The sequence below is a fragment of the Methanoculleus sp. genome (assembly GCF_020696975.1).
Taxonomy (GTDB): Archaea; Halobacteriota; Methanomicrobia; order Methanomicrobiales; family Methanoculleaceae; genus Methanoculleus.
Genome location: NZ_JAJGBK010000025.1, coordinates 21,780 through 33,187, shown reverse-complemented (window position 1 = coordinate 33,187; position 11,408 = coordinate 21,780). Strand labels below are relative to the sequence as shown.

Below are 11,408 nucleotides of genomic sequence, written 5' to 3'. Positions count from 1 at the left end.
AAGATCAGAAACAGGTATCAACGACACGCACCCGGTCCTCGGAGACCTCGATCTTGACCAGGGTCTTGAGCGGCCGGCAGATATCAGCATCGCCCCGGCCGATGACGACGCAGATATCGGCGATCTCGGCGCCAGTGCTCTCGATAGCGCAGATGAGGGCGCTGAGCGTCCCCCCGGTGCTGCAGACGTCGTCGATGATCACGACCCGGTCGCCCGCGTCAACGCCGTTTAAGTAGAGTTCTCCCTTCGAGTAGCCCGTCGTCTGATGCACCGCGACCTCCCCCTGGAGGCAGTAGGGACGTTTCCGGACGACAACCAGCGGGATATCGGTCATCATCGAGAGGGCGACGCCGATGTGGATGCCCATCGCCTCGCAGACGACGATCTTATCGACGCCCGTAAGGTTGAGGCAGCGCACCATGGCGCACCCGATCTCGCGGAGGATGGCGGGTTCAAGGAGCGGCACCCCGTCGGTGATCGGGTTGATGAAGTAGTTGTACTCTCCCCGCTTCATGACCGGGGAGGCTTCCAGCGACTGAATAAGGCGTTCAAGCATGCATATCACTCATATCTTTCAGGAACTTCTCGATCACGTCCCGGGTGACGTGGGGCATGCAGACGATCCGCATGTGCCCAGCCCGGGTCCTCGATACCCGCCAGCCGGCGGGCGCGCGGTCGCAGGAGAACGTCGCCACGTTGACGTCCGGGGTCACGGCTCTCGGGCAGCCGAGCGTCTCCATCCCCTCGATCAGCCTTCGCGCATTCTCCATGCACCCGGTGACGACCGCCCGCATGCCCTCCATCCCGAGGTACTCGAGGACGGCGACGGCCGCCGCGACCGAGGCGCCGGGCCGGGTGCCGGCAAGGGTGCACTCCCGCTTCACCGTCAGGTAGGGCGTCTCGACGTTGAGGCACGCGAAGTAGTTCGGGTCGCGGGTGAGGAGGCAGCCCGCCGGGATGGTGCTCATCCCCATCTTGTGGGGGTCGACGGAGATCGAGGAGACGCCGGGGAGACTGAAGTCGAACGGGACCGGGTTGTCGAGGAACGGGACGACCATCCCCCCGAAGGCGGCGTCGATGTGGAGGAAGGTGTCCCGGTCGAGCGCCACGTCGGAGAGAGCGGCGATGGGGTCGACCATACCATACTCCGTCGTCCCGACGACACTGACGAGAGCGACCGTGTTTTTATCGATAAGGCCGGCCGCCGCCTCCGCATCCATCCTGAAATCGGCATCAAGCGGTGCCACCCGCATATCAAGCCCCAGAATATCGCAGGCCTTCAGGAACGAGAAGTGGGCCGATGCCGGGACCACAACGTTCGGCGACCCGACCGGTTTTAGTTTCTTTGCGATCCGTAACGCCTGGATATTGGACTCCGTCCCGCCGCTCGTTGCGTAACCCCCCGCGCCGGGATGGTGCATCAGGGTGCCGAGCCTCCGGACAAGGAGTTCCTCAAGTGCGACCGTCCCGGGGAAGAGTCCGGGGTCGCCGAGATTGGTCTCAAGGAAGATCGCGTGCGCCCGCGCTGCGACCGGGTGAGGCGGCGTGCACATCGAACTTAAGATGTTCCGGTAGCCAAGGTCCTCCTGCCGCTTCGACAGGAGGAAGGAGAAGAGGTCTTCCTCAGGGCACCCGTGCTCACGCATTTCTTCTCGCCGCATCAAGAAGGATCTGTCGCTCTTTCCGCGCTACGGCCTCGCGGATGCGCGGGACGGCATCGATGTTTGCGGAGACGCTGGTGATCCCGTGCTCGACAAGCCAGGCCACCATCCTGGGATCGGATCCGGCCTGACCGCAGATGGAACACTCGACACCGTGTTCGCGGCAGGCTTTGATCGCGTAGTCGATCAATCTGAGCACGGCGGGGTGCTCGGGCTCGTACATATCGGCGACGTTCTCGTTGTTCCGGTCGATGGCAAGCGTATACTGGATGAGGTCGTTCGTCCCGAACGAAGCGAACCGGATCCCGGCCTTGATGAAATCCTCGATCAGTATGGCGCTGCTCGGGATCTCGACCATGACACCGAGGGTCACCTTCTCGACGTCGACCCCCCATTCCTCCATCATCGCCCGGGCCTGGACGAACTCGTTCGGGTGGTTGACGAGCGGGAACATAAGACCGAGGTTGTCGTAGCCCGCGGCCCAGAGCCTTCTGAAGGCCTCAATCTGCATCCTGAACTGGTCGGGGCTCCTGAGGTCCCGGCGGATACCGCGCCAGCCGAGCATCGGGTTGTGTTCGGCCGGTTCGTTCTCGCCGCCTTCCATGTTCCTGAACTCGTCGGTCGGGGCATCCAGGGTCCGGACCCAGACGGGCTTTCCCGGGAAGGCATCGAGCACCGTCTTGATGCCGCCGTAGAGCTCACCGATGAACTCCTCTTCCGCTCCGTGCTCGATATACCAGCCGGGGGTCTTCGCAAGGCCAAGGATGAGGTGCTCGATCCGCAGAAGGCCGACACCGTCCGCACCCGTGGCGGCGGCCCGCTGTGCAGCCTCAGGGAGAGAGACGTTCACCTTGACAAGCGTGCCGGTGATGACCGGGGCGGCCGCTGCCACTGCTGCAACAGGTGCCGGAGCGGCGACCGCCGCGGTCTCGATCGTTCCATCGTAGATGATCCCCTTCTCCCCGTCGACGGTGATCATCTGCCCATCTTTTAAGACCTTTGTCGCTTTCTTGCTCCCGACGACTGCAGGGGTGCCGAGTTCCCGGCTCACGATGGCCGCGTGGCAGGTCATCCCGCCTTCGTCGGTGACGATGGCGCTGACCCGCCGCATCGCCGGTACCATATCAGGGTTGGTCATCTTCGTGACCAGGATATCGCCGTCCTTGACGGCGCTCGTATCCTTGACGTCCCGCACGATCACGACCCGGCCGCTCGCGACACCGGGGGAGGCTCCCTGGCCTTCCAGGAGGACCACGCCCTGTGCGGTTTTCTGCTTTCCGGCAGCCCCGGGTCGGGGGATCTCCGGCCGCTTGATCGTCGTGATGGGCCGGGACTGGAGGATGAAGACTTCGTCCCCGACGATCGCCCACTCGATGTCCTGCGGAATCCCGTAGTGGTCCTCGGCGATCTTGCCGAGGGTTGCGAGGCGCGCCACTTCGGCTTCGGAGAGGACGGGAGCGACCCGCTGCTCGCTTGAGAGTTCGACGATCTTCGTCCCGTGCCTGCCCTCCGGCACGATCATGATCTCCTTCTCGGCGATCAGGCGGTCGACCACGCGCCCGGAGCGCAGGTCAAAGACGTAGTTGTCGGGGGAGACACTGCCCGAGACGACGGCTTCCCCGAGACCCCAGGATCCTTCCACGATCGTCAGGGGCTCGCCGGTGACGGGGTGGGAGGTGAACATAACGCCGGACTTCTCCGACTGAATGAGTTCCTGCACGACGACGGCGATGTTCACGCTCCGGTCGTCGAACCCCTGCTTTGCCCGGTAGTAGATGGCCCGCGCGCCATACAGCGAGGCCCAGCACCGCTGGACGGCGTCAATGAGGTCTTTTTCACCGAGGATATTGAGAAACGTCTCCTGCTGGCCGGCAAAGCTGGCCTCCGGCAGGTCTTCGGCGGTGGCACTCGAACGGACGGCGACGACCGTTCCGTTTGCCCCCATCCGGGTGTATGCGTCGGTGATCTCCTCGTGGATCTGATCGGGAATGCCAACACTCAGAACAAGGTCCTGCACCTCTCTGGAGACGGATTCCAGCGCTCCATTGTCATCGACATCGAGGCGCTCCAGTCTGCGAAAGAGTGTATCTTCGATCCCGGTCTCTACAAGAAACCTGCGGAATGCCTGAGCGGTCACCACAAACGCTTTCGGCACGGGGAGACCGATCGAAGTCATTTCTCCAAGAGAGGCCCCCTTTCCACCTACCGAGGGAATATCTTCTTTTTTTATTTCTTCGAGCCACAGAACATTGGGCATTTCCTTCATGCTCGCACCACACATATACTTCTCACCATTACTAATAAGATTTGGGAGGAAAAAGCATCAATACACATGATGTCGTATCAAATATGGGTTGAACTGTGAAATATAGAGTGCTGGTCAGCGACCCGCTGGCAGAGGAAGGGATTGACATCCTGAAAGAATTCAGCGACGTGGATGTCAACACCGGGCTAACCGAGGATCAACTCGTTGCTATTATCAAAAACTACGATGCCCTGCTGGTGCGCTCGGGGACCGAGGTTACTGCACGGGTCATCGATGCGGGAGAGAAACTCAAGTTCATCGGCCGTGCCGGCGCCGGGGTCGACAATATCGATACGGAAGCGGCGACACGCAGGGGTATCGTCGTCGCGAACGCACCTGAAGGAAACACGCTCGCGGCCACGGAACACACGATGGCGATGATGCTCTCCCTCGCACGCAATATCCCCCAGGCGACGGCATCGCTGAAGAAGGGCGAGTGGAAGCGCTCGAAGTTCATGGGAGTCGAGTTGAACGACAAGATCCTCGGCATCATGGGATTTGGGCGAATCGGGCGCGAGGTGGCGAAGCGTGCGCAGGCGCTGGAGATGAAATGCATCGCCTACGACCCCTTCATCACAAAGGAGCGTGCCGCAACCCTCGGCGTTGAGATGGTTCCGCTCGATGAACTCTTCCGGAGGGCGGACGTGATCACGGTCCACACGCCCCTGATCAAGGAGACCCGCCACGTCATCAACGCAGAGACGATCGCCACGATGAAGGACGGCGTCCGGCTGATCAACTGCGCCCGCGGCGGGATCATCGATGAGCAGGCGCTTGCGGACGCGATCGCGAGCGGCAAGGTCGCCGGTGCGGCGCTCGATGTCTTTGAGAACGAGCCGCCGACGGACTCGCCCATCCTCGGCCTCGACAGGGTGATCGTCACCCCGCACCTCGGGGCAAGCACGGTCGAGGCGCAGAAGAACGTCGCGATATCGGTTGCGAACCAGTGCATCAGCGTTCTATCGGGCGGGGCGGCGAAGTACGTCGTGAACGCGCCGATGATCCCCGCCGAGCAGCAGGCACTGGTCGAGCCCTACGCGGCACTCGCGCAGAAGATGGGCAGCCTCCTCATCCAGCTCATCGAGGGAAGGCTTGAGTCGATCAAGATCACCTACGGGGGCGAAGCGGCGGCTCTGCCGAACACGAAGTTCATCACCCGGGTCATCCTGAAGGGTATGCTCGACCCGATCCTGCAGGCGCCGGTCAACTTCGTGAACGCGGAGTTCGTCGCAAAGGAGCGCGGCATCCGGCTGAGCGAGACCACCACCGAAGAGGCGCACGGCTTCAAGAACATGATCAGCATCACCGCAAAGACCGATAAGATGGCCGAATCGGTGAGCGGCAGCGTCTCGGCCCCGGACCACGCGCGGATCGTGAGCATCGGCGGCTACCTGACCGACCTGACCCCGACCGGCCACGTGGTCATCTCCCGCCACACCGACAAACCGGGCGTCATCGGCAAGGCCGCGACGATCCTTGGTCAGGTGAACGTGAACATCGCGGGGATGCAGGTCGGGCGGCACAAGCCCGGCGAAGAGGCGCTGATGGTCCTCACGGTCGACTCCGCGGTGCCGGCCGACGCAATGGAAGAGATCAAGAAGATCGACGGGATCCACACGGCGAAGCACGCCGAGATCTGATCGGTCAATCACCCCCACTTTATGCCGCGTGCCGGCCCCCGATGAGGAGGAGCCGGCACGAACCGGCCTTACACGGACAGGAAATATATTTATACCCGCGACACCAACCTTATTGATCGTCGGGCAGACACGGGCTCGTGGTCTAGCTGGTTATGACGTCGCCTTGACATGGCGGAGGTCCTGAGTTCGAATCTCAGCGAGCCCATCACCGTTTTTGAAACGATTGATTTCTTGAAGTCCTTTCCCCGGAGATGCATCCCTGGAAAGGGCTGATAAATCCAGTATTTTCATGCCTCTCGCCACATGGACGATTGTGCCTTCCCCGGAGCATGATCCGCGGCCCCCGCATCCCACCGGGTTTTTTGCCGGCTGTCCACGCGCAGTTTTTCCCGCAGTTTTTACTCACTCCGTGCCATGCTCCGGCCAGGAGCCGGATGATGGGGCGTGCAGTCACCCGACAGTCCCGCCGCGACCGCTCACCACTGACGTCGAGATCGGATCCCTGTCTCACACGAACATTTATCACCAGCGTCGTCCCTCACCGCGGCACGGTTCCCCGCTTGACGGACGGGGGAATGCCGGGAGGGGGAGAAGAGGTGACCACCGCGCAGGTGCTTGAGCCCGGGCAAAAGACGGCCGATTCCCGGGCGGCCGAGACCGAACAGAGGATGACCGACGACGAGCGGTTCTCAATGATCATCAGCATCATGGGCGCCACCGGCGGCATCATTAAAGTCCGGGATGAGCGCATCCCGGAGGATGTGGCCATGAGCGCCGGTTACACGCCCGGCGTGCCGCGGCTCGGCGTCCCGGCGTTGCGATCGAGCGATGCCAGCATGGGCATCACCAACCCCGGGTACCGCCCCGACGATACGGGCGCAACCGCGCTGCCGGCTTCCATCGTCGTCGGGTCGAGTTTCAACCCGGACCTCGCCCGCGCCGGCGGCGTGCTGCTCGGCCGCGAGGCCCGGATCCGGGGGTTCAACATCGTGCTGGCCGGCGGGATCAACCTCGCCCGCGACCCGCGCAACGGCCGCAACTTCGAGTACTACTCCGAGGACCCGCTCCTCACCGCCGTCCTCGGCGCCGGGGCGGTAAGCGGCATCCAGAGCCAGGGTGTCATATCGACGCTCAAGCACTACTCGCTCAACTGCAACGAGACCAACCGGCACTGGCTGGATGCGATCATCGATCCTTCGGCGCACCGCGAGTCCGACCTGCTCGCGTTCCAGATCGCGATCGAGCGTTCGCAGCCCGGCGCGATCATGAGCGGCTACAACAAGATCAACGGCGAGTATGCCGGCGGGAACCGCCATCTCTTAGGCGAGGTGCTCAAGGGCGCCTGGGGGTATAAGGGCTGGGTGATGTCCGACTGGGGCGCGACGCCCTCGTGGGAGTTCGCTCTCGCCGGACTCGACCAGGAGTCCGGCGTGCAGGCAGACACAGTCTTCTGGAAGACGGAGCCCTTCACGGACCCGCTCCGGAAGGCCTACGCCGAAGGCAGGTTTCCAAAGGAGCGCCTCTCCGATATGGTGCGCCGCATCCTGCGCTCGCTCTACGCGGTCGGGGTCGACTCGTGGGGGCCGGCGCCCGAGGTCAACATGGAGGCGCACAACGAGATCGCCCTCGATACCGCCCGGCAGGGTATCGTGCTCTTGAAGAACGACAGCATCCTGCCGCTCGCGACCGAGAGACCGCTCAAGATCGCTGTGATCGGCGGCTACGCGCAGCTCGGTGTCCCCAGCGGCACCGGATCGGGTGCGGTGCTCCCGGTGGGTGGGTATGCGGGTATCGTCAAGATCGGCGGCCCGGGGCCGCTGGGGCGCGCACGGAACCTCTACCTTCTCCCGTCGTCGCCTCTTGAGGAGCTGAAGAGCCTCCTGCCCTCGGCGGAGATCGAGTTCGACCCCGGACAGACGCCGGCGGAGGCGGCCCTGCTCGCACGACGCTCGGACGTCGTCATCGTCTTCGGGATCCGCGTCGAGGGCGAAGGCTTCGACCTCGCCGATCTCTCGCTGCCCTGGGGCCAGGACGCCGTCATCGAGGCCGTGGCGTCCGCCAACCCGAAGACCGTCGTGGTGCTGGAGACCGGCAACCCGGTCGCGATGCCGTGGCTGGATAAGGTGAAGGCAGTCGTCCAGGCGTGGTATCCAGGACAGGCCGGCGGGCAGGCGATCGCCGAGGTGCTCACCGGGACGGTGAACCCCTCCGGCCGTCTCCCGATCACCTTCCCGGCCGACCTCGCCCGGACTCCGAGGCCGGATCTGCCCGGCCTCGGCACGCCCTGGGGTACACCGATCACCGTCCGTTACGATGAAGGCGCGGAGGTCGGCTACCGCTGGTTCGCAAAGACGGGTACTACGCCGCTCTTCCCCTTCGGCCACGGGTTGAGTTACACGACGTTTGCCTACAGCGATCTTGCGGTCGGCGGCGGCGAGACGATCACGGCGAGGTTCACCGTGACGAACACCGGCGAACGCGAGGGTGCGGACGTGCCGCAGGTGTACCTGACGGAGGCAGCGGGTGAGAGGCGGATGCGGCTTATCGGATTCCAGCGCGTCCTGCTCGGGCCGGGTGAGAGACAGCAGGTGACGATCGAGGCCGATCCCCGCCTGCTTGCACGGTTCGACGGCGAGACCGGCAGGTGGCGCATTGCAGAAGGAACACACCGGGTGGCGGTCGGGAGATCTGCCACGGATCCGGTATTGACAGGTGATACCCGGTTATCCACGAGGCTGTTTGGGAGTTGAGGGCCCGGGTAACGGCGACATGCCGGCAGAGCAGGCGAAGTCCATCGACGCCGTGACCGCCACCCACCACGGGGCACCGGGATACGCACCGACGGCCCCTACTTCTGCAATTTCTCCAGGAGCTCGTCGAGCCGTGAGTAGGAGTCCTTCATGCCCTCCTCCATACCGGACTGCATCATCCCGTCGCGGTCCTCCACCGAGAGGAAGACCGACCGGCCGGTGAATCGCGTCCGGTTGCCGGGCAGTTCGTCGAACTTCCCTTCCTCGAGGATGACATGGCCGGACTCCGGGAGCCCCTCGAACTCGAAGGTCTGGATGATCCGCTCGGGCGGCGTCACATCATGGTTCACCCCGTGGAACCCGTACTCGTTCCCCTCCTTGTCCGTCTGGATATACCGCCAGCTGCCCCCGCTCCGGGCCTCAAACGTCTCTATCCTCGTGCTATAACCCCGCGGGCCGATCCACTGCTCATAGAGTTTCGGGTCGGTGTGGGCCCGGAAGACGAGTTCTCGCGGGGCGTCGAACTCCCGGACGACGACCAGTTCCTGTTTCCCGGGTTCTGCAGTGATCCGGGTGGGGTTCCTCTCTTTTAAGGCCTGCTCGCCACTTCTTCGTGATTGCTCTGCCATTCTATCCATCTCCTTTCGCCCCTCTCACTGACTTCATCTGTGTTATAGGTTACCCGCCGTGCTGCAGAGCCGCCGCAGGAATGACTCGGTAAGAGGATGGCGGCTTTGTTCCGGGCGATATCAAACGGCGAACTCAAAGAGCGTCAGGGAGTAACCCCGGACACAATTCACACACTATAACTAGACGTAATGATGATTGTAGAATATTGGAAGGTTGGTTAAAACCATGGCAAAAGTAAACATTCCTGCAAAAGGAGCGATTGTCCAGAGAGACCTTGAGACGTTCTCGATCGCGCCTCATATCCCCGGAGGCTTCGTCGAACCTGCATTCTTAAGAAAGATCGCCGATGTGGCGGAGAAGTACGGTGCGAAGTTCGTGAAACTCACGGGCACCCAGAGGATGATCATCGTCGGCATACAGGAAGAGGATCTTGATGCAGCATGGGCTGAATTCGCCGACAGTTCCAGGGCCATCGGCCTGACCATACGGAGCATCCAGATGTGCCCCGGGACTCGATCGTGCAAGCGCGCCAAACAGGACAGCCCGGGACTTGGATTTGCCCTCGACAAAGAGTTCTATGGCAAACTGGCGCCCGCCAAGTTCAAGATGGCCGTCTCAGGCTGTTCCAATTGCTGCAGCGACCCCTGGATGAGAGACCTCGGGTTCGTCGGCACCGATGACGGATTCATGGCGGTCGTTGGCGGCAAAGGCGGCGGGACGGCAAAGATAGGTCAGGAGCTCGCCCAGGGGCTGACGGAGGATCAGGCTGTGGCGCTGGCAAGGAAGGTCATCGCGTTCTACCGGGAGAACGGGCAGGCCCCCGAACGCCTGGGAGCGACGATCGAGCGGGTCGGTTTCGATAAGTTCAAAGAAGCAGTGCTCTGAACTGCCTGGAGAGGCGTCGTCCGGCAACCTGCCGGACGAAGCGAATCCCAAAAAGAGGGCACCGGATCAGTTCTCCCCCGTTACGGGGGTGCAACTGACCCGGAGTTTGCCATACGGTGTGCCCTCGCCGCTGGAAATCTTGAGGGCGAGCGAGAGCGGTGTTGCTTCATTCACCGGCACGGCGCCGGGAAGCGTTACCTCCTCCATCGGCCCGAAGGTGACGAGAGTGCCGTCGTTACCAAGTTTTGCCGTATAGACGACAGAATCGTCAAGCCCCATGTCATCCTGGGTGATGATGATACTCACCGGCACGTTGCCGGTGTTTCTCACCGTCGGGTACTGTGCCGTCCCGAACACGGTGTCACCCCGGACCCAGGCATCGATCCCCTGTTCAACGGTTCCGTAGTTCACCGCGGCAAAGTCGATCTCAAACGATGCTGTCGGCACGTACGTAAAGATGCTTGCAAGCGACTGCTCGGCCGGGTCTTCCTCATCAGACAGGACCCGCACCACGACGTGGTAGTCGCCGGGCGCCTCGCAAAACGAGAGGTCAACCTCGCCTGCATAGACCGTGGCACTGTCCTCCTCCAGGGCGCGTACAACGTCATTGAGGCTCGTGTGCTGAGCGTAGGTGATCAGCCCGGCGGTCGAAGCCGCCTCGAGTGCACCCACCGGGGAGTCCTGAGAAGTCAGGTTGATCTGAGAGAAGGCTGAACCATCGGGCAACGTTACCTCAGCCACGACCGGGTAGGGTGCCGCACCGCCCCCGGCAATAACCGCGCGGATCTGCACGGTCTCTGTAGCCCCGTAGGCACAGGGAGGCAAGAACTGACTTCCCGGCTGGACCGGGTCATCGTCGAGCGAACCAGCAGCGGGATCAAGTTGCTCCCAGATGCAGAGCACGGTCATACGAGAGGGGACCTCCCCGAGAGTACTGTCCCCGGGCGACGAGCCCGTGGACTCATTCTCGGCGATTCCGGGACCCGGCGTGGCGTTGAGTAGAGGGAACGGGTCGGTGGAGTTCGTCGGGACCGGTGTCGATTCATTGAGCACCGTAGTGTTCCCGGACGTCTCGTTGCCTGAATCCGGCCCGGCGGTCGTCGTTGATGTCGGATCCACAGTCACCGTAGGAGTCGGATCCAGGGTTGCTGATGGGGTCGGATCGACGGTCGTCGTAGGAGTCGGATCAACAGTTGCTGTCGGGGTCGGGTCCACAGTCACCGCAGGAGTTGGCTCTGTGGTTACTGACGGAGTCGGATCGACAGGCATCGTCGTCTCTTCAGGCTGATACGTGGATGTCGGGGTCACGTCTGCTTCCGGGGCAGGTGTCTCCCCGGGTTGGTCGCCCTCTAAAGACGTATCGTCCATCTCATCATCGGACGAACCATCAGAATTCAAAGAGTCTTCATCCGGATCAGACGAATCCTCACCGGAGGTAGTCGGTTCCACAAGAGGCCCATCCGGCAGCAGATTGCTGTTGCCGGTTTCTCCGGCACCGGTCTCAGTTCCCGGGGTATCCTCGGTAAGGGGATCCTCA

General features: G+C 62.7%; 8 protein-coding genes and 1 tRNA gene. 4 read left to right on the top strand and 5 right to left on the bottom strand.

What is annotated here, in order from left to right; all coding sequences use genetic code 11:
• Positions 1 to 4 precede the first annotated feature (4 nt).
• From hpt to ppsA, 3 genes are read right to left on the bottom strand one after another with little or no spacing between them, the layout of a single operon-like run.
• Complete coding sequence (gene hpt / locus QZ650_RS07900; protein WP_292516889.1) at positions 5 to 556, bottom strand: hypoxanthine/guanine phosphoribosyltransferase; 552 nt, start codon at positions 554 to 556, stop codon at positions 5 to 7.
• On the bottom strand, positions 549 to 1,646 hold the full coding sequence (gene mfnA, locus QZ650_RS07895; RefSeq protein WP_292517406.1) for a tyrosine decarboxylase MfnA: 1,098 nt from the start codon (positions 1,644 to 1,646) through the stop codon (positions 549 to 551). Before mfnA ends, hpt begins: the two co-directional genes overlap by 8 nt.
• Positions 1,639 to 3,927: a phosphoenolpyruvate synthase gene (gene ppsA / locus QZ650_RS07890; protein WP_292516893.1), complete on the bottom strand. Its 2,289-nt coding sequence runs from the start codon at positions 3,925 to 3,927 to the stop codon at positions 1,639 to 1,641. The genes mfnA and ppsA overlap by 8 nt, the downstream gene beginning before the upstream one ends.
• Positions 3,928 to 4,022: 95 nt before the next feature.
• Here ppsA and serA point away from each other — a divergent pair, with 95 nt between their 5' ends.
• From serA to QZ650_RS07875, 3 genes are all read left to right on the top strand, one after another.
• Positions 4,023 to 5,606 carry a phosphoglycerate dehydrogenase gene (gene serA, locus QZ650_RS07885; protein ID WP_292516896.1) on the top strand — a complete coding sequence of 528 codons (1,584 nt, stop codon included), beginning with the start codon at positions 4,023 to 4,025 and terminating at the stop codon, positions 5,604 to 5,606.
• 131 nt (positions 5,607 to 5,737) lie between these two features.
• Positions 5,738 to 5,811, top strand: a tRNA-Val gene (locus QZ650_RS07880).
• Positions 5,812 to 6,202: 391 nt separating this feature from the next.
• Complete coding sequence (locus QZ650_RS07875; RefSeq protein ID WP_292516899.1) at positions 6,203 to 8,356, top strand: beta-glucosidase; 2,154 nt, start codon at positions 6,203 to 6,205, stop codon at positions 8,354 to 8,356.
• 98 nt (positions 8,357 to 8,454) lie between these two features.
• Here QZ650_RS07875 and QZ650_RS07870 read toward each other — a convergent pair whose 3' ends face one another.
• A complete protein-coding gene (locus tag QZ650_RS07870; protein WP_292516902.1) occupies positions 8,455 to 8,985 on the bottom strand; it encodes an SRPBCC family protein in 531 nt (176 codons plus the stop codon).
• A gap of 226 nt (positions 8,986 to 9,211) precedes the next feature.
• On the opposite strand from QZ650_RS07870, the gene QZ650_RS07865 reads away from it, so the two are divergent.
• Positions 9,212 to 9,871 carry an NAD(P)/FAD-dependent oxidoreductase gene (locus QZ650_RS07865; protein ID WP_292516906.1) on the top strand — a complete coding sequence of 220 codons (660 nt, stop codon included), beginning with the start codon at positions 9,212 to 9,214 and terminating at the stop codon, positions 9,869 to 9,871.
• 66 nt (positions 9,872 to 9,937) lie between these two features.
• Here the strand turns inward: QZ650_RS07865 and QZ650_RS07860 are convergent, their stop codons facing one another.
• A complete protein-coding gene (locus QZ650_RS07860; RefSeq protein WP_292516909.1) occupies positions 9,938 to 11,239 on the bottom strand; it encodes a hypothetical protein in 1,302 nt (433 codons plus the stop codon).
• Between the last annotated feature and the right edge of the window lie 169 nt (positions 11,240 to 11,408).

Bases quoted from the DNA above. Each gene is read 5' to 3' on its own strand.
- hpt (WP_292516889.1), bottom strand. From the start codon at position 556: ATGCTTGAACGCCTTATTCAGTCGCTGGAAGCCTCCCCGGTCATGAAG.
- mfnA (WP_292517406.1), bottom strand. From the start codon at position 1,646: ATGCGTGAGCACGGGTGCCCTGAGGAAGACCTCTTCTCCTTCCTCCTG.
- ppsA (WP_292516893.1), bottom strand. From the start codon at position 3,927: ATGAAGGAAATGCCCAATGTTCTGTGGCTCGAAGAAATAAAAAAAGAA.
- QZ650_RS07870 (WP_292516902.1), bottom strand. From the start codon at position 8,985: ATGGCAGAGCAATCACGAAGAAGTGGCGAGCAGGCCTTAAAAGAGAGG.
- QZ650_RS07865 (WP_292516906.1), top strand. From the start codon at position 9,212: ATGGCAAAAGTAAACATTCCTGCAAAAGGAGCGATTGTCCAGAGAGAC.
- QZ650_RS07860 (WP_292516909.1), bottom strand. From the start codon at position 11,239: ATGGACGATACGTCTTTAGAGGGCGACCAACCCGGGGAGACACCTGCC.